General features: G+C 57.3%; 20 protein-coding genes, 1 pseudogene and 1 riboswitch. Of the genes and pseudogenes, 1 reads left to right on the forward strand and 20 read right to left on the reverse strand.

All coding sequences use genetic code 11. The features are described 5' to 3' along the window. Positions 1 to 162: 162 nt before the first annotated feature. The 15 genes and pseudogenes from ACUM6F_RS03905 to ACUM6F_RS03975 form a co-directional block, all read right to left on the reverse strand. Positions 163 to 1,812 carry a cation:proton antiporter gene (locus ACUM6F_RS03905; protein WP_425621007.1) on the reverse strand — a complete coding sequence of 550 codons (1,650 nt, stop codon included), beginning with the start codon at positions 1,810 to 1,812 and terminating at the stop codon, positions 163 to 165. Positions 1,813 to 1,918: 106 nt separating this feature from the next. Further along, positions 1,919 to 2,395, reverse strand: a complete 477-nt coding sequence (locus ACUM6F_RS03910; protein ID WP_425621008.1) for a cation:proton antiporter regulatory subunit — start codon at positions 2,393 to 2,395, stop codon at positions 1,919 to 1,921. Positions 2,396 to 2,594: 199 nt separating this feature from the next. After that, on the reverse strand, positions 2,595 to 3,311 hold the full coding sequence (locus ACUM6F_RS03915; RefSeq protein WP_425621009.1) for an N-acyl homoserine lactonase family protein: 717 nt from the start codon (positions 3,309 to 3,311) through the stop codon (positions 2,595 to 2,597). 83 nt (positions 3,312 to 3,394) lie between these two features. Next, positions 3,395 to 3,532 carry a hypothetical protein gene (locus tag ACUM6F_RS03920; RefSeq protein ID WP_445348542.1) on the reverse strand — a complete coding sequence of 46 codons (138 nt, stop codon included), beginning with the start codon at positions 3,530 to 3,532 and terminating at the stop codon, positions 3,395 to 3,397. A gap of 17 nt (positions 3,533 to 3,549) precedes the next feature. After that, positions 3,550 to 3,720 (reverse strand): annotated as a pseudogene (locus tag ACUM6F_RS03925) (ArsR/SmtB family transcription factor); the annotation flags it as partial. Between the two features lie 122 nt (positions 3,721 to 3,842). Beyond that, complete coding sequence (locus ACUM6F_RS03930; protein ID WP_445348438.1) at positions 3,843 to 4,634, reverse strand: hypothetical protein; 792 nt, start codon at positions 4,632 to 4,634, stop codon at positions 3,843 to 3,845. A gap of 138 nt (positions 4,635 to 4,772) precedes the next feature. Beyond that, positions 4,773 to 5,765, reverse strand: a complete 993-nt coding sequence (locus ACUM6F_RS03935; RefSeq protein ID WP_445348439.1) for a SipW-dependent-type signal peptide-containing protein — start codon at positions 5,763 to 5,765, stop codon at positions 4,773 to 4,775. Positions 5,766 to 5,897: 132 nt separating this feature from the next. Next, positions 5,898 to 6,503, reverse strand: coding sequence for a SipW-dependent-type signal peptide-containing protein (locus tag ACUM6F_RS03940; RefSeq protein ID WP_445348440.1), 606 nt, complete (start codon positions 6,501 to 6,503; stop codon positions 5,898 to 5,900). Positions 6,504 to 6,538: 35 nt separating this feature from the next. Continuing rightward, a complete protein-coding gene (locus ACUM6F_RS03945) occupies positions 6,539 to 7,048 on the reverse strand; it encodes a TasA family protein (protein WP_445348441.1) in 510 nt (169 codons plus the stop codon). 44 nt (positions 7,049 to 7,092) lie between these two features. After that, complete coding sequence (locus ACUM6F_RS03950; RefSeq protein ID WP_445348442.1) at positions 7,093 to 7,695, reverse strand: TasA family protein; 603 nt, start codon at positions 7,693 to 7,695, stop codon at positions 7,093 to 7,095. Between the two features lie 140 nt (positions 7,696 to 7,835). After that, positions 7,836 to 8,420 (reverse strand): signal peptidase I, encoded by a 585-nt coding sequence (locus ACUM6F_RS03955; RefSeq protein WP_445348443.1) that lies wholly within the window; start codon positions 8,418 to 8,420, stop codon positions 7,836 to 7,838. 292 nt (positions 8,421 to 8,712) lie between these two features. Next, complete coding sequence (locus tag ACUM6F_RS03960; RefSeq protein ID WP_445348444.1) at positions 8,713 to 9,684, reverse strand: hypothetical protein; 972 nt, start codon at positions 9,682 to 9,684, stop codon at positions 8,713 to 8,715. 30 nt (positions 9,685 to 9,714) lie between these two features. Next, complete coding sequence (locus ACUM6F_RS03965) at positions 9,715 to 10,779, reverse strand: TasA family protein (protein WP_425621017.1); 1,065 nt, start codon at positions 10,777 to 10,779, stop codon at positions 9,715 to 9,717. Between the two features lie 168 nt (positions 10,780 to 10,947). Further along, entirely contained in the window at positions 10,948 to 11,667 is a 720-nt protein-coding gene (locus tag ACUM6F_RS03970; protein ID WP_425621018.1) for a LuxR C-terminal-related transcriptional regulator, read from the reverse strand. 168 nt (positions 11,668 to 11,835) lie between these two features. Beyond that, positions 11,836 to 11,916: riboswitch (cyclic di-GMP riboswitch) on the reverse strand. 131 nt (positions 11,917 to 12,047) lie between these two features. Next, the gene (locus ACUM6F_RS03975; protein ID WP_426377453.1) at positions 12,048 to 12,221 is read right to left on the reverse strand and encodes a hypothetical protein; all 174 of its coding nucleotides are present in this window, start codon (positions 12,219 to 12,221) and stop codon (positions 12,048 to 12,050) included. A 276-nt stretch (positions 12,222 to 12,497) separates the two neighbouring features. On the opposite strand from ACUM6F_RS03975, the gene ACUM6F_RS03980 reads away from it, so the two are divergent. Next, the gene (locus tag ACUM6F_RS03980; protein ID WP_425621019.1) at positions 12,498 to 13,208 is read left to right on the forward strand and encodes a phospholipase C/P1 nuclease family protein; all 711 of its coding nucleotides are present in this window, start codon (positions 12,498 to 12,500) and stop codon (positions 13,206 to 13,208) included. Positions 13,209 to 13,307: 99 nt separating this feature from the next. Here ACUM6F_RS03980 and ACUM6F_RS03985 read toward each other — a convergent pair whose 3' ends face one another. From ACUM6F_RS03985 to spoVAE, 5 genes are all read right to left on the reverse strand, one after another. After that, a complete protein-coding gene (locus tag ACUM6F_RS03985; RefSeq protein ID WP_445348445.1) occupies positions 13,308 to 15,038 on the reverse strand; it encodes a Na/Pi cotransporter family protein in 1,731 nt (576 codons plus the stop codon). A 29-nt stretch (positions 15,039 to 15,067) separates the two neighbouring features. Then, entirely contained in the window at positions 15,068 to 15,547 is a 480-nt protein-coding gene (locus tag ACUM6F_RS03990; RefSeq protein ID WP_445348446.1) for a universal stress protein, read from the reverse strand. A 215-nt stretch (positions 15,548 to 15,762) separates the two neighbouring features. Continuing rightward, a complete protein-coding gene (locus ACUM6F_RS03995; protein WP_445348447.1) occupies positions 15,763 to 16,362 on the reverse strand; it encodes a polysaccharide deacetylase family protein in 600 nt (199 codons plus the stop codon). A gap of 144 nt (positions 16,363 to 16,506) precedes the next feature. Further along, complete coding sequence (locus ACUM6F_RS04000) at positions 16,507 to 16,728, reverse strand: DUF1657 domain-containing protein (protein ID WP_425621023.1); 222 nt, start codon at positions 16,726 to 16,728, stop codon at positions 16,507 to 16,509. Between the two features lie 166 nt (positions 16,729 to 16,894). Next, on the reverse strand, positions 16,895 to 17,254 hold the full coding sequence (gene spoVAE, locus ACUM6F_RS04005; protein ID WP_425621024.1) for a stage V sporulation protein AE: 360 nt from the start codon (positions 17,252 to 17,254) through the stop codon (positions 16,895 to 16,897). Between the last annotated feature and the right edge of the window lie 8 nt (positions 17,255 to 17,262).

Below are 17,262 nucleotides of genomic sequence, written 5' to 3' on the forward strand. Positions count from 1 at the left end.
GGATCTCCTTGTAAACCAAGGCTTTAGAGATAGTTTAACGGATAGAGCGCTGAGCCAAAGGTCGCTAAGCGGCCGCTGTTGGCCGTTAGCTGTTGGCAGTTGGAAACCTTGGGTTGAACTTGTGTACTGACAGCTGATTTCCGACAGCCCGATACCTAACATCTAAGAGCTGACATCGACCGGCGGGCCTTGCTTGCGGTTCAGGCGCAGGCTTTCCGCGAGCAAAAAGCCCACGAAGAGCAGCAGGGTGACGACGCTAAAGAGAATGTTAAAACCCCAGAAGACGGAGATCAGAAGGGCCGTGCTGAAGAGCACGGTCAGTGTTTTCAGGGTAAAACAGCAGGCGGTGGAAGGACTGCAGGATAGGCCTTCCAGGTGCTCGGTTGTTTCCTGATTGACGAACAGGAATCCTTTTTGAAGCATGAATCTCACCGCCCACACCAGGATGAAGCCCGCTGCGGTCAGCGGAACAAGCACGTTCAGGTCGGTGATGCCGAAGGCCCGGATCACGACGAGCAGGTAGCCGACAAAGACCGCCGCGAAAAGCCACCGCTTGGGGTAGACCTTGATGTTGTAATAGTCCGGAAACATCAAGGGGGCCATGGAACGCGAAAAAACGAGCAGTCCGCACTTTAAAGGGTTGGGGATGAAGAAAGAGTACAGTTTCTTGATCTTCTTGGTGTTCCGCATCAGCAGGGGCGCCGCCAGCGTCATGGCGAAAACGTACACGCCCGTTAACTGGTAAAGCTCCGGGGAAATAGCCCCGGTCTGGTTGCCCACGGTGGCGTAGATCATGGCATACTCGCCCCGTGAAACCAGGCCCGTCCCGACGGCTACGGCGGCCAGCGGGGGAAGGCCTCCGAGGAAAGCCACCGAGGTGCTCACCGTAAGTTCGATGAAGATGGACACCGCCAGGACTATGCCCAGCAGCCAGGCCACCTTGGGAATGAGCGTCGGGTTGATCAGCATGCCGAAGGCCAGGAAGAAAACGACCAGGAAACCGTCTTTAAAGGGTGCTATCTTGCGGTGGATGCGCTCTTCCAAATCCTTGCTGTTGATGATCATGCCCAGTACAAAGGCGCCGGCGGCCGAAGGCAGGCCCAGTTCGACGGCCCCGGCTGCGGCCAGGAGCACCGCTCCGGCGATGACGGCGACGAACAGTTCATCGGAATCCAGTTGTTCCAGCCATCCCGCAATATACGGGAAACCCTTCGCGACAACAATGATGAAGGCGGCGTAGAACAGGATCGCCTTGGTGGCGACCATGCCCGCCGCGCCGACCTGCACCATCCCCGTTACGGCGATGCCGGTCAGGATGCCCAGGGTGATAATGGCCACGAAGTCCTCGAAGACCATGACGCCCATTAGGACCTCGGCGTCGCGTGTGGCCGTCCTTTTAAGGTCGAAAAGGAGCTTGGCGGTGACGCCGCTCGAGCTGATGGCGACGATGGCCGCCAGGAACAGGCGGTCGATATCGCTCCAGCCCAGCATAAGCCCGATAAGCAGCCCCGCACCCATTTGGGCCAGGATTTTCGTAGAGCCCACGATCAGCGCGGAGTTCTTAATCTGCGAAAAGCGGGAGATGGAAAACTCAAGGCCCAGGAAGAACATCAAAAAGACCACGCCGAGTTCGGCCAGGGTATGGATCAGATCGACTTCCTTAACCAGGCCGAGAACGTTGGGCCCGATAAGGGTTCCCAAAACGATGTAGCCCACAATAACGGATTGGCCGATCTTGTGGGCTAGGTAGGCACCTAGGAATCCGAAGAAAAAGACGAGTCCGAGTTCAAGAATAAGGCTGTGTTCGTGCAATAGCTACCAGCTCCCAATAAAGAAGTCGGAGGCCTGAGGTCGGAAGTCCGACTCGATGAAATTCCTCCGGAATTTCTCTCCGAATTCTCTTAGCCTGGGTTAAGTTTTAAGAGCCCTGTAGGAGTTTACGGAATTCCCCGAATCTTTTGCCCAGCACAACAGCGGTGTCGCCGAGCTCGAACCGGCAGTCCGGACCGGGATTGGCAATACTGTTTTCACCACGGATAACGGCGATCACCGAAACCCCCGTACGCTGACGGATGGCCAGTTCGGCGATGGTTTTGCCGATGACGGGAGAGCCTTCCTCGATCTTGAACCATTCGATGCGCAGCCCTTCGATGGCTACCTCCAGGTCCTCGACGGCCTTGGGGCGGAAGATGGCCCCGGAGAGAATCGCCCCCACCTGCCGGGCTTCGTCGTCCTGCAGCACCACGCTGGCGATCGGCTCATCGTCCTTATCCATGATATAGACTTCGCGCTTGCCGTCGTGATGGACGACGATGCTCAGCCTTTCCTTGCTGTACGTGCGCAGGCTGAATTTCTTGCCCAGCCCGGGCAGGTCGGCTTCTTGAAGATGGGCCACCGGCGTCACCTCCAATACTGGCCCTAGGGGATATCCTTCGATTTGCCGGACGGTTTTCCTTTTGCAAATACTCTCAAACTATTATCGCTTGTTTTCAGGGATCGTGCAAATCATACTGGGCGCCAGCCGAATGGCGAATATGCTGAATATTCAAGAGACAAACCTTATACCCTACACCCCACCCCTTACGCCCTACACCCTACCGGCCCCAGACCTTGCGGCCGACCTCCAAATCGTGCAGCGGGATCAGGATGTCGGGGGCGGCCTCCTTAACGCGCCGTGCGCTTTCATAGGCCTCGATGACGTTGATGTGGACTCCCGGCGCAACAACCGGCCCCTTAGCCGGGAAGTTCTCGCGGTTGCAGCAGAATCCCGTGAGGATCGCCTTTCCCGCCGGCGTGTTGACCACAACCGACTGGCCGCCGGGGGTATGGCCCGGGGTCAGCATGACGCTGACGCCGTCGACGATCTCCGCGTCCCCGTCCACCGTCACGACGTCCACGCCGTCCAGTACGTCCGGGTAGTAACGGTGGTCGATCGGGTGGGGGTCCAGGAAGAACTCGTACTCCTTTTGCTGGACGTAGACTTTGGCGTTGGTGCACTTGTAATCGTTTTCGCAGTGATCGTTGTGCAGGTGGGTGTGGATGATGATGTCGATGTCCTCGGGCTTAAGCCCGACTTTGGCCAGCGCCGATTCGAAGTCGAGGATGTCCAGCCCGTATTTCTCCCCGACCTCCGGGGGGACCATGAACTGCTCCAGGCCGGTATCCACCAGGATCTTTTTGTCGCCGCCCTCGAGGTAGAAGACGTAAATGGGGATCCAGATGCGCTTGCCGTAGCCCTTCAGGTAGGTCATGATGCCCTGGTCGGTCTCGTTGGCGCCGACGACCAGGGGGTGAATGATGTATTCCGTCACTTCCGCACCGCTCCTCTCCTTTGATCCGGACATGTACCCTTGAGATAATGGTATCACCGTTCCCAACAATCGCCAACTGCCGCCTACGGCATGCCCAGCCGCAATTTGGCGGCTTCATCCGCCAGTTCGGGATTCAGGGCTATCTCACGCTGCATAAGTTCCCTGAACTCACCGAACAGTTCCTCGACGGCTTCCGGGACAAGGGAGTGGTAGCTCCACACTTGACCTTCCGCTCATCGACGAGGCCGGCCAGGCGCAGGACTTTTAAATGCTGCGAGACGCGCGGCTGGCTCATCTGGAGCGCCTCGGCGATCTCGCAGACGCACAACTCGCGTTCGTGTAGAAGCTGCAGTATCTTGAGACGCGTAGGCTCTCCCAAAGCTCTGAGCCTCTCCGCCAGCTCCCGCAAATCTCATTACTCCAGCTGTTGTCACCGTTTCGGTAGTGAAAATGTGAGGGTCTAACCCCACAAACAAAAGGCCTCTTTCAAGAAGCCTTTGTTCAGACACAAGGGTTAAGTCTTTTTGCTTTCTACTGCGGATTTAAGCGGCGGGACCAGAGCAGCGTGCCCAGGACCAGGGTGGCTCCGGCCATGAGGTAGGGCAGGTAGTGGTCGCCGGTGTTAGGCATGCCCCCGCCGCCGAAAGTGGCCGTTACCTGCTCGGTTTGCGGCGGCCTGCTGGCCGCCGGCGTTTCAGGCGGAACGATTAACGGTTCCTGGGGCAGTTGCTGCTCCGGCGGGGTCAAGGGTTCATCACCCTCATCACGGCCTTTGTCGCCGCCGTGTTCGCCGGGCCCGCCGCCGCCGGTGCCGCGGCTGATAAACACGAAATCTGCGTGAGCTTTCTGGCCCTTAAGAGTGTTTCCGGCGTTTTGCGGCAGGCTGACGGTCAGGCTCAAGACTCTTTCCCCCGTGGGGGCGATATTCCCCAGCGGTATTTCGCCGCCCGTCAGGGATCCCTGGTACAAGATCGCCGTCCCCGAGGCGTTTCGGACGTCAATGGTTAAGGCCTGAAGAAGGGTGATTCCGTCGAGGGCGACTACCTGAAGAGAGCAGCGATAAGGGCCGCTGCCGGCGTTGCGGATCGCCAGAAGCCGCTCGACCGATTTCCCCGGGGCCAGGTTGGTGGCCACGAACAGCGGGGTGCCCTCGGGGTCGAAGCGGATTCCTTGGTCATTAAGGGTCGCGGTGAGGTCGGTCGCGCCCCGGGCCGCCGCGTTCGGGAGGAGAAGCAGGATAAGAAGGGCCAGGCATGGGACCGTCCCCAACCTGCACAGCGCTTTATCCTGTTTTGTCGGTCGGCTTGTTGCCAGCCTTGCCATCGTCGGGACACCTCCGTGTTTCGCGTGGACCTTGAGCTTGGAAGGTTAGGTGCGGACGGGCAAACAATACGGACTGCCATGGAATATGGACGGGGGCCCCGCTGTACCAGGCGCCGGCCCCCGCAGTCCTTCAGCTTGCTATTCAGGCAGGTCCAGGTAAGCCCATGTGGGAAGGGCGTTATCCAAAGTCCCACCGGCAGTAACGTAGAACGTGATATCCTGTCCTACGTAGCCGGTGAGGTCAAGGCTCTTCGTCTGCCAGCCGGTGGATACCAGGCCTTCACCATCTCCGAACGCCGTAGTAGAGAAGCTGTCAATGACGGTGGAGCCGGCCATCGCCGTAACCGTATACGTAAAGTTATCGTAAGGATCATAGTCATAGGTAAAAATGTTGTAAGCGAAGACCAGGTTCGACCCCAGCGCGGTGAAGGTCTGGGAGATCGCATTGTCTCCTTCTGGTTGCTCACCCGGCGATCCGCCGTTATCATCTCCCAGCCTGGCCATGTAGCTGCCCCACATCGGTGACGCGAAGCCGTCGGCCCCGACAACCGCCACGCTGTCAGCTTCACTGACTTTCGTCCAGCCGCTCAGGTTTCCGTCTTCAAAGCCGGCGTTGATCAGCCCGGCGTTGGATGGGGTGGTCGCTACCTGCTCGGCGTGGAAGGTGAGGCTGATCGTGGCGCTCTTACCTTGCAGGTTGTTGCCGGCGGAGGTCGGGAGCTTAATCGTGAAGGTCTTGTCTTCCTGTGCGCCGGAAGCCAGGTTCAGGTTGAGGACGTGGTCGGTCAGCGAAGGCAGGGGCATCTCCGGCCCGCCGTCGATCGACACTACCAGGGCGTCGTAAAGGTCGCTGTCTCCGCCTTCCAGGGCTGCAGAAACCTTGTACCAGAAGGGCAGGCTGCCCAGGTTCTTGACGGTGACCGTATAGGATGTGCTCTTGCCGGGCTCGCCCATAAAATTCATAGTCCCGGTGTTGGCTCCGGCGTTGGAAGCTCCAATGATTAGGGTGCCGGATGTGAAGACGTTGTCGTCGTTGCTGGCCGTGGCGGTGAACCAGGCCAGCGTCCCCCCGGCGGCCAGGCCCAGCACCAGCACGGCGTAGACCATGACCAGTAAAACGCTTTTACGCATCTTCTCATTCCTCTCGTTCTAGGATCAACAGTACATCCCGTACGGCTTGCTTAACCCGGTCGGGGCTACGGCTGTCGCCAATGCAGGGACGGTTCTTGATAACCGCCGTACGGGATGCTCTGGATTCTAGCTTTAGGCCTGGATGGCATAGACCGAAAAGGCGACAACAGGTTCAAGCCCCTGAAGGGCATTCCCGGCGCTGGTGTCCATCTCCACCTCGAAAGACAGGTGCAGGTTCGAGCCATTCTGGGCGCCGAGAAAAGGCTGGGCCGCGGTCGGGTACTGGCCTTCCAGCAACTGGTCGAGGGTCCCGTCAAAGAGAACGCTGCCCGGGCTGCTGCTGACGAAGACCTTGACGTTCATTTTCTCCGCCCAGGCCTGAGCCAGGGCCGGGTCGTCGATACCGGTAACCTCAGCTGAGAGCCCGTTCAGCTTGACATGCAGGCTGCCTTGGTTGTAGACGACAAGCTGGCGGGTTTCTGTCTTTCCCGGGTACCACTGGCCGGTGGCATGGTCAGGCCAGCTCGGGTCGCTGAAGTTCCCTTGCTCCCGCGTGGTGTAGAACATCGGTCCGGGGATCGGGTCGCCGAGATTGCGCTCGGCCGTGATCTTGACTGTGCCGGCTATAAACTCGTTTCCCTCGTTCGTGTCCTGGCTCGTAAACCAGGCCAGGGTCGCTCCTCCCATCAGGAAGGCGGCCAGGCATACCAGGGCGGTCATGAAGAGCAGTTTACGCACCCGGGTACTCCCCCTTTACTACAGAATGGTTTGGGTTAGAGGCTGGTGTTGTCCTGGATGGCTTCGAACTCGATGTCCCCGCTCCAGGTCTGGTTCTGGTGCTCGTTACCGGCGGAGGCCATCATCCGGACCTGTGCCGGCAAGCTGACCGTAGCACCGGAAGCAATGGCATTGCCATTTTCTACTAGGAACCACGTGTTAAGGACACTGGTCAGGGGCTGCCAGCCCTGGTTGTTGAAGTTAACCTCGAGGACGTTCGCCAGACCGGAAGCCTCGCCTACGACTCTTGCCCGGACCTTGCAGGGCAGACTTCCAGTATTTACCAAGTTCAAGGTACCCGAGACAACGTCTCCGGGGGCCATGTTGCCGACGTTGAAGGCTGCTCCGCCCCCATTGGGGTTGCTTACGTTGATGGTCAGGGTGCCGGCCTGAAACAGGTTGTTTGCATTTGTAGCCTGGCTGGTGAACCAGGCGAAGGTCGCGCCGCTGATCAGGGCGGCGGCCAGGGCCAGGACCATCAGGCTGGAGACGATTTTCCAACGCATCATGTTTACCTCCTAAATCCTTGTTCTACAATCTGCTCGAAAATTTACTCAGTCCAGCCCGGGTTATCCCACTGGGTGGCGGTAAAGGTGATCACGCCGTTCTCGAAGCTGGAACCCTGGTAGTCGTTATCCGCGTTTTCGTTAAAGGTAATGTCCACCTGGTAGGTAGCGGTCCAGTCGGGCTGGAAGGCCTCGGTAACACCAGGCGGCGCCCAGGCCGGGAGGCCGCTGGCCATCAACTGCGAGAGGGTACCGGTGAAGATCACGTCGCTGCGCGGGGTGCCGTTGGTATCAATCAGGGTGACTACGACGTTCAGGACGTCGGAGAGGCAGCCTGCACTGCCGGGTACAACAAATGTCCCGCCAGCAAGGTAGTTGTTTCCGGTAACCTCGCCCCTGAACTTAAAGTTCAACGATCCGGTATTTTGAATAGTGATCGTATCCGAGACCTGATCGCCCGGCTTCATATTCGGCACGTTGAACATTACCTCCTCAACCGGGTCGGTAATGCCGATAGCCAGGGTCCCGGTGGAAAACACGTTGCCGCTGTTGGTCGCCTCGCTGGTAAAGTAGGCGAAGGTCGCCCCGCCGACCAAAGCCCCGGCCAGGGCCAGAACCAGTAAGCTCATAATCACTTTCGTACGCAAAGCCGATTCCTCCTTAAACAAATTGGTGTTCAAAGTTGTTGATATCCGTGTGTTTCTAAGTGCAGAACGCATCCCATCCAAACCTCTCAATTACAGGAAGCCCAACACCTCCTTCTTTTCCTCCCAGGTTCCTCGATTGCTTAAAATCCGGCTTCTGCGCCGGCTTTTACTGGCTCCTCGACCTCAGCCTTTTCTTCCTCTTGGCGCAGCAGGCGGTAGAGGTGGATCAGCTCGGATACGATAACGGCTAGGGAGGGGAGGATGATAAACAAAACTAAGCCCGCAGGCTTTTTCACGAAATCAACGACGAAACCGGCATAAGGCACCGCAAACTGGACCCGGCCCAAGACATTGGCAGCGGGGACAGGCGTACGGTCATCGGCGTTATTGGCGTCACCCTTGGTAATAAAGCTTACCTTCGTTCCGTCCCGGATCACCTCGGCCACACGGTGCGTCACAATCTTGGCCGGGTCGTTGGGATCCTTAAAGGTGATGACGTCCCCTTTACTGACCGCCGCCGGCTCTGCAGGAACCACAGCCACAAGGCTGCCGGGATCAAAAGCGGGGGACATGCTGCCGCTGAGAACAACGTAGAGGGCGTGCCCTGCCACCTGAGGGACCCCTCCGTCCAACCGGGCTTTGATCAGATAAAAGACGCCGCTGGCAACAAGCAATAAACAAATGATGGTCAGGACATTGCCCAGGATTTTAAATACGAGACGCATCGGGATTCCGGTCTCCTTCCGCAAACCTCATTGAAACTCGATTTGGGGACGAATGCTCTTATACACCCCCAGCGTAGCAGAAGCGAGGAATGAGTAACCATCATCCGCGGTATCTAATCTTGGGCGGGTTCTGCGCGGAGGGAGTAATCCTAAAGGATGGGGAGGGGGCGGAGTAATCCGCAAGGAGGGGGAAAGCAAAGCGGGGGAAGTGCAACTGCATCCCCCGCTTTGAGATATCCGCTGTCAGTTGGTGCTTCCCTTTACCCCGTTGTTTAATCGGCCTGGCTTGAGGCTAGAGCTGATAGGACTCCTGGTTTTCACCATTATCATCGGGTTCTTCGCCGCCGCTGCCGCCTTGGCCTTCACCGCTGCCGCCCTGACCGCCGCCGCTGCCGGCGCCCCGGTCGTTACCGCCGCCGCCTTGGTCGTTACCGCCGCCGCCTTGGTCGTTACCGTTGCCGCCTTGGTCGTTACCGTTGCCGCCTTGATCGTTACCGCCGCCGCCTTGATCGTTACCGTTGCCGCCTTGATCGTTGCCGCTGCCGCCTTGACCGTCGCCGCTGCCGCCGCATCCCGGTAACTGGTTCAAAAGGTTTTCAATTCGCTCCTGAAGTGACTGGATGGTGCTCTGAAGGAACGAGTTTTCTTCATCAAGTTTATTCCGCTGGATAATTACTTGGGCCACATCTTGAACCTTTTTTATGCCTTCAAGTTCCGGATCCTCGCAGGCTCCTATCACGTAATCAAAGAGGCTGTCGGCGTAGACAGTCATCTCCGCCACGGGGTACGATGCGTAGTCGTTGAGGATGCGTGCCGTAATCGTACCCGAAAACGCGCGATCCTCGTTGGCCCATCCCAGCAGTCCCAGTTCTGTGGGGTCAACGATGGGCAGCTGCAACTCGTATGACTGTCCGGGTTCCAGGGCGACCGGGTTGATGTGCTGCAAGACGTCACGCAAGGTTCCCTCAATACTGAAATAAACCCAGATCCGCGAGTGGGCCTTGTTGGTGATAACAATTCCACTGGCTCCCGTAGCCAGCCATGTTTCCACATTAAAAGCTCCGCCTATGCCCAAGACGTCTTGTGCGGAAGCCGTTTCCGGTATCGACGTCAGGGCGCGGGCGTGAGTAAAGAAGTAGGACAGGGTGCCGGGCAGGCCGGGCGTCAGCGCGAGCGCAGCCACTGTCGCTCCGGTAAGCAAGAGCAGGCTTTTGGAACGTCGCTTGTTGGAGCGTCTGGCTCTTGATGGCGGTTGGTTGAACAAGACTTTCACCTCCTGATTACGTTAACTGGCCTACAAAGCTTCGACAGCCGGGTCCAGGTCATCGCCAAGGTTGTCATGCATTTCAGCAGGAGCGAGGGCCTGGATCGGTGTGTTGATGACGGGTAAAGCGGGTGGTTCGCTGGCCGGAGAGCGCCGAACGTCGTTCCGTGTTACGAGGGCGGGCTGACCGCCGGTACCGGGTCCGGGAAGAAGAAGGATAGCGAAGTTGTCGTCCCAAACGACGATATTGTCAAGAATGCGGCAATTGGGTGCGGCTCCCGCATGGGCAGCTATGCCTGCCATGCCGGGATCGTAGCTTAACACGTAGAATCCCTGGACTGTAACGCCTGGTGCCAGAATGTCAAAACCTTCTACGGCGGTCTCATAAACGACATCTAAAGCCTTAACGGTTATTCCCGGGACTGTTAACTGTGTTCTTGGATGACTTCCGGGCGGGATCAGAATGATATCACCGGGTTGCGCAGCATCGAGGAACTCCTGCAAGTTGCCCGCGGCAATACGGACCTTAGTGTCAGGCTGTCGCTCCGAGCATGATAATTGGGTCGCCCACAAGGCTAAGGAAACATTGCCTAGTTCCTTCCCTTTATACCAATTTCCGGTGGTGCCAACGAGTTCGATGTTAACTTCGAGTTCCGCTGTCTCTCCCGGCGCAAGCAAGACCTCGCTTGTTGTAGGTACAGGTTGTTCTCCATCAAGGGCCAGAAGGGAGCCTTCAAAAAGGACCGTTCCTTTGAGGGCTGTTCGCACCCTCAGAGCATTGGCAAGGAACTTGCCCGGGGTCTCCGATATCCCTGCAGAGATTCCGTTGACGTACGCGTCTGCGGACCCGAGGTTCGTCACTTCTACGCGGCATGTCAGGCTGTCTCCCGGCAATAGCTTACTGATCTCTTCAATCGGCGTAAGGGTGTCAAGGATTCCCGGCGAAGTCTCATCACGCCCCAGATAGAGGGTTCCGGCCGTGAAGGTATTATTATCGCTTCGCACCTCGGCCGAAAAAAAGCTGAAAGACCCGGCGGCCATAGCGACAATGAGCAAGGACACTATGGCCAGGCTGGGCAGGATGTTCAGACGCACTTTTCTCACCCCCAAATTAGTTTCCGAAGTATGCTTCGAAGGCTGCATAGTTCAAGGTTAGCAGGGAAAGGGGATGATTGTGCATTCTTCTAACGGGTGATTATATGCGGGCGGGTCATTCTTCCGGTTAAGTCGGGAGGATGACCTCAGGTGTAACCCTCTTTGAACTTAACTGAGCACCTTTAGGGGGGTATGAGCGTGAAACGATTTCTGCATCTCCTGCGTATCTCTCTCTGTTTGGCCTGTGGTAATCCCGATTAGTACAGCTTCCATTCTGTTCTTTGCTCCGAGTTTGTGCAGAATGCTTCGAACATGGCTCTTAACGGTGGGTTCACTGATAAAAAGCGTGCTCGCGATACGCTTGTTGGAATAGTTCAAGGTCATCAGCCGGAAGATTTCTATTTCTCGTTCGGTCAGGACGCTTCCAGCCTTACTGGAAGTCTCTTCACGGTCTGCTGTCTGGCGTGTTGACGAAGCATCGGTGTTTTTGAGACAACCGCGCGGGAAAAAGAGCATTCCTGAAGAACAGGCGAACCCGACGGCACTGACCAAGTTCCCCGGAATCGTCTGCCTTGACAGGTAGCTGTCAATACCTGCTTCCAGAATGTAGCGAAGCTGCTCAAAGGTTATTTCCTCTCCGACAGCTATCACCAGGCTGAAAGGACAGGCGTCTTTGATGCACCTGATTAGTTCCTTCATGTCTTCGAGGTTTTCAGGAAGACCAAGAAGGACAACATCCGGTTGCTGTTTGGAAGCCTCGGTTACGCCTGCTTGTCTATCCAGGGCGTCTAGGAACTCGAAGCGCTTGAAGGCGCCCAGCAGAGCGGCCATTCCCCGCCGATGCGGCTCTTGGTCTTCGATGACCAAAATACGAATCTTCTCTGTCACCTGGATCCCCCCTGCAGTGTTGTGGTCGCAATCTTTCGCGGGCCTGTTGGAAGCGGTGTCACTGCCGCTTCAGGACTGCTTGGTCAGTAGCTTATTATCAGGTTTTCCGTCGCACGCATTTGTTGACTCTAACAAACAAAAAGCCGAAGACAAGTTTTGCAACCTACCTTCGGCAACCGGCCTGCAGAATGTTTACTCCCGCGCCTGGCTTTGTGCGCCGCCCTTGCGGGCGGTTTACCCTTTCGGTGTAGGATGAAACCAGTATAACACACGGCATATTGAAAAAAATGTCGCATCCCGGTTTTCGGTGAAAGAATGTTTCAACGCACAATTCCCCGTTTGTTCGTGATACGTTGCTCAGTATGTCGATTCGACTTCACTTAATTTTTCTTGACTTCCAAGGCAAAAGATTGTTCAACGCACTCTGCCGCATCCTTGTCTTTTCGAGTTTTCCTTTCGGGCTTGATCTCGGCTCCGCACTCGCATTTCCAGGTGCCCGCGGTATCGGCCGAATACCAGTCGCGGCCGCACATCGGGCAGGTACGCTTTTGCACAACATCGCCTCGCTTTCACGCTGTACCGTAACCCAGTGTAGCACTTAGCGGCGGCAAATACCTGTCGCTTGATGGCGAGCCGGGCGCAGATTTTTGCGACAAAAACAGACATTTTGCGATACCGGAACGGGCGGCTTCCGTGCCTGCGGGCCGTTCACCTTTAAAACGACGACGGCATAGGATGGTGGAAAACGCTTGTGCCGGCATCGTATGCCCGGAGAACGGCAGTCTTGAAGTGCTGTTCGACGGCCTGTCGCCGGCGAAGCAGGTGACCCGATGCGGATAGAAGACCATCAGTGGTGTTTCGAAAGAGCGCGGATCGTTCTCCGCAACGACCGTCGGCCCGGGCTGCGCCTGGTCAACAAGTTTGCCGACGAGATCAACAGGGGCCTGGAGGAGGCCGACGTCGGGCTTATGGACGTGGAGACTCCTTTCGGTGACATCCCGGTCGCGCCCGTGATGCACTTTCTCGATCCTTATACTAATATGGGATTGGGGGGATGGATATCCATCGGTCTGGGCGCGGTGACGAACGCGGCTCTTTTCTGCGACGCCTGTTTCAATATCGCGCGCAAGCTCTGGCAAAAAGGCGACCAATCTCTGTCAATGCGGGTTTTCGGCATAGCCCTTCACCTCGTGCAGGATCTTACAGTGCCTCATCACGCCCGATGCACTGTTCTTTTTAAACACAGCGAATACGAGCACTGGGTGCACGAGCACATCAACGAAACATCGAACGTGCCGGTAAAAGACGGGTTCTACAGCAATGAAATGTTTCCCGCGCAATGGGTGTACGCCAACGCCCGGGAGGCTTACGGGTATTTCGGGTATTGTGACGGTATCAATTTAAACCTCTGGCGTCCGCGTTCGTGGGTGTTCAAGAAGGACGATTTCGCCCTCGTGCGGGATATGATGGTCCCGCTGGCGGTGAGGACCTCGGCGGGATTTACGGATTACTTCCTGAGCAAACTGAGCATTGAGCACTGAGCGCTGAGCACTGGGATTAAAAGGAAAGGGATTCGGCTTTGCCGAATCCAGCTGTCCCAATGCCCAATGCAAAGCCCTCACAACATGTGAGGGCTTTTTTCAGGCTGACGCCGCGTGGTCCGTTTGCGTCGCCGTTTCGATGTCCCCGTTGTCCTGCTCCGTCTCGGATTCCTTCGTACCGGTGTAAGGCGTAAGGCAGCACTTGCTCTTGGAGAGCTGCTCCATAATGGTGAAGGCGACGTCGCGCAGTAAGTCACTAACTTGCTGGTAACTGTTCAGCAGCTCGAGGTGCAGGTTGCTGGTCGCTTCCGTTTCCTTGATGCCTTCGGTCAGGCGGTGGACGTGGGTCTGCCGCAGTTCCCGGACCAGGGCCGTGATCTTGGGCTGCTCGGTTACCACCTGCTCGGCCCTGCAGAAGTCTCCGTGGGCCAGCGCCTTGTGGGTCAGGCGCATTAGGTTGGTGACCTCTTTGATGACGGTGTTCAATTCCTCCCGGCCTTTGGCCGAGAACTCCACGCCCTGGGCCAGCTTGGTCTCGATGATGTTCTTGATGTTGCGTTCGACGATGTCGGTGATTTTCTCCAGGCCGTCCAGGATGTGGATCAGGCCCATGGCGTACTCGAGTTCTTCCCGGCTCAGGGGCTGGCGCAGGACGCGGGTGAGGTAGGCCACGCCGGTCTTGCAGAGGACGTCCATAACCCTTTCCTTGTGGGCGATTTGTTCGAGGATGTCGACGCTGCCGCCCTGGAATACGCGTTCGGCGTCCCGCAGAACGCGCATGGCCTGGGCGGAAAGACGCACCGTCTCTCTGTGGGCCAGGCCGATGGCCACCGACGGAGCGGTGATAACCTCTTCGCGCAGGTACTTGGGTTCGAGTTCCGGAATCTTTTTATCGGGCAGCATCCATTCCAGGATGCGGGCGCCGAAATCGCTGAAGGGCAGGAAAACCACCGCCAGCCCGATGTTGAAGAACATATGGGCGTTGGCCACCTGGAAGGCCAGCGACGACGTCAGGCTACTAAGGAAAGAGCCATACCACGGTACGAAGGGGAAGAGCAACATCGTGCCGCCCATCTTCGACAGGAAGTGGGCCATGGCTACCCGCTGAGCCTCCCGGCGGGACCCGATGCTGGCCAGCAGGGCCGTGAAGGAAGTGCCCACGTTGGCCCCCAGCAGGAGATAGATCGCTGCGTAAAGGTCGACCGCTCCCTGGCTGGCCAGGACCATGACGATGCCCAGCACGGCCGCGCTGCTGTGGATGATGAAGGTGATGACGGCGGCTGCCAGCACCGCCAGGAGGGGGTTGTCGCTCACGGCGGCCAGGGTATTGACGAAGGCCGGGATGTCGCGGAGCGGGTGCATGGTATCCCCGACGATTTTCAGGCCGAGGAATAGGAGGCCGAATCCGGTGATGGCCTGGCCGACCCGGCGGTGCCGGTCCCTCTTGGCAAAGAAGACGATGGGTGCACCGATACCCACGATAAGCAGCGCCAGTTCAGTGAACTTCAAGGCGATCAACTGGGCGGTGATGGTCGTGCCGATGTCGGCGCCCAGAATAACGGGCATGCACTGGCGCAGGGTGATCACCGCCGCGCTCGTCAAACCGACCAGGATCACGGTCGTGGCCGTACTGCTCTGGAAGAGGACGGTAACGGCTATGCCGGCGCCGACGCCGAGCAGCCGGTGCCTGGTCACGGACTCCAGCATCTGCCGGAGCTGGCGTCCCAAGATCTTCTGCAAGCCGTCGCCCATGACCTGGATACCGTACAGCAGGATGCCGATACCGCCTAGGAAGCCAAATAGTATAGTAATCCAGGATGTTGCAGTCATAGGGCGTTATCGCCTTTCTTTTCCCTTCTTTATTTCACGATGAGGACGGGGCAGTGTGCGCTGTTCAGGACCTTGTAGCTGACGCTTCCGAGCAGGACGCCCCGCAGGGGGCTGGTGCCCCGGCTGCCGAGCGCGATCATATCATATTTCTTTTCTCCGGCATATTCAGTAATTAACTGAGCTGGATCGCCGAAGAGCACCAGCGTTTCGATGCGCACAGGCCGGTCCTTAAGAATGTCCAGGCAAGTGGAGCGTGCTTCCTCCAGCATCTTCTGCCCTTCTCTGGTGACGGCCTCCACGGCTTCCCGCTCCCGTTTCTCGACCTCTTCAATACCCCCTTGTACGAGTCCTCCCGCTCCCTGGAACCATTCCAGGGCGGTGGGAGCCTTGGCGACATAGACCAGGGTAAGCGTTCCCTGTAATTCGCGGTCCAGGACATCGGCGGCTGTACGGACCGCCCGGAGGGAATTCGGTGATCCATCGACGCCCGCAAGGACCCTGTTTATCATAAGTCATCCCTCCCGAGGTATCTTGTGCATTTGTTCACTTAACAAATTCTTAACATAACAAGAGTCTTATTGCAAGGTGCTTTCTTATTCCTTCTGATGCATTAAACATTCCCACCCTTACAAGAAGGGCTGTGGTTAGAGGATGCAACAGGAAAACCCAGGGCAGATTGTGATCACGGGAACGGGTTGGATAGGCGGCCATACCTGTAGTTTCATCATTGGTTTGTACAAGAAGCCGATACCAGGATGGCCTTAAACTCTTCCAGGGAACCGCTCTGCACCAGGTAGCGGGGGACGGCGTCCGCCTTCGTGGCGCTTGTGACCGGAGCCCTTGCGGTGGTGAAGAAGACCGCGGCCTTTAAGCCGTACTCTTTAAGGATCGGGTAGGCAAGAGTGTAGAAGGTCTTGTAGCCGTCGTCAAAGGTGATGACCACGGACTTGGGAGGAAACGACCTATGTGCCAGGCAATTCTTGAGTTCGGCCAGTGACAGGGTGGTATACCCGTTATCGGCCAGGTACTTCATCTGGATCCGAAAGTCGTCGATATTGAGCTCGGAATTAAAGAGCGGCTTTCTGGTTACCAGTTGGTGGTAGCACAGGACGACGGCCTTCCCGTCGGGGTGGCCTTGTGGAACAGGGGCAGTGCCGAGTTCCGGCGGTGCCTGGGCGGCCCGCTCTTCCTTAACGGGCGGGGAAGGCACAACGTCCGGGCGAGGTTCCCTGGAGCACCCTGCTCCCCAGCTAACACCGAGGACCAGGATGGCCATCAAGAAAAGCCGGAGCACTTTCCCAAAAGACAGGTGCAGTTTCGCCATCGATTGCAGACACCCGAAATGATGCGATACCTTGAGTTTAACTTTTAGAACCTCTAAAGTAAATAGGTGGAAAAAGGGTTTTCGGAATTGTTAGGCTAAAGACCAAAAACGCCACCCAATTTGGGTGGCGCGGTTTTCGGCCCGTTACTGCTGGGCCTGTTGCTGCTGCTGGTACATCGGGTTGTTCTTTTCCAGGTAGCTTAAACGGTTGTTCAGGTGATCGATGTGCCTCTGCATGTCCTGGCTGAGTTCCTGGTACATCTTTTTTGCCGCTTGGTCCTGGGTGGCTGACGCGCACATTTGATAAGTTCCGAGAAGGGACTGGCATTGGGCGATGCACTTCTGTAAGTCGCTCTGGACGGTCACTTGCTTTCACCTCCTTCCACTCAGCCGTCAGGCATCAGTAATCGGTACCGCTGTTGGCTGTTAGTTCTCTGCCTGCTTGGCGCCCTTGGCGGTTCAGATTTCATAAAGTGAATTCCTTCGAATACCCGCCTCTGACCTCTCATTTCTCACTTCGCTTTTGGGTTTGTTATCCTTTAGGGTTGAAAATAACGGCTATCAGAAAACCAAAAACGATGGCGGCGGTAATGCCCGTGCTGGTCAGCTCGAACATCCCCGTCAACACGCCGATGACTCCGCTGCGCTCCGCTTCGGAGATGGCTCCCTGCACCAGGGCGTTGCCGAAGCTGGAGATGGGCATGGTGGCCCCGGCTCCTGCAAACTCGATCAGCTTTTCGTAAAGACCCAGTCCGCTCAGGATCCCTCCCGCGACGACGAAGCCCGACAGGACGTGGCCCGGCGTAAAATTGGTGAAGTCGAGGATCAGTTGGCCCAGCATGGTGATGGCCCCCCCGACCAGAAAGGCGAAGATATACGTCTGCCATTCCATCTATCTTC

This window comes from Desulforudis sp. DRI-14 (genome assembly GCF_052618305.1).

Excerpts from the sequence above, each read along its gene's own strand:
- ACUM6F_RS03930 (WP_445348438.1), bottom strand. The coding sequence starts at position 4,634 with ATGGCAAGGCTGGCAACAAGCCGACCGACAAAACAGGATAAAGCGCTG.
- ACUM6F_RS03935 (WP_445348439.1), bottom strand. The coding sequence starts at position 5,765 with ATGCGTAAAAGCGTTTTACTGGTCATGGTCTACGCCGTGCTGGTGCTG.
- ACUM6F_RS03945 (WP_445348441.1), bottom strand. The coding sequence starts at position 7,048 with ATGCGTTGGAAAATCGTCTCCAGCCTGATGGTCCTGGCCCTGGCCGCC.
- ACUM6F_RS03955 (WP_445348443.1), bottom strand. The coding sequence starts at position 8,420 with ATGCGTCTCGTATTTAAAATCCTGGGCAATGTCCTGACCATCATTTGT.
- ACUM6F_RS03980 (WP_425621019.1), top strand. The coding sequence starts at position 12,498 with ATGCGGATAGAAGACCATCAGTGGTGTTTCGAAAGAGCGCGGATCGTT.
- ACUM6F_RS03985 (WP_445348445.1), bottom strand. The coding sequence starts at position 15,038 with ATGACTGCAACATCCTGGATTACTATACTATTTGGCTTCCTAGGCGGT.
- ACUM6F_RS03990 (WP_445348446.1), bottom strand. The coding sequence starts at position 15,547 with ATGATAAACAGGGTCCTTGCGGGCGTCGATGGATCACCGAATTCCCTC.
- ACUM6F_RS03995 (WP_445348447.1), bottom strand. The coding sequence starts at position 16,362 with ATGGCGAAACTGCACCTGTCTTTTGGGAAAGTGCTCCGGCTTTTCTTG.
- spoVAE (WP_425621024.1), bottom strand. The coding sequence starts at position 17,254 with ATGGAATGGCAGACGTATATCTTCGCCTTTCTGGTCGGGGGGGCCATC.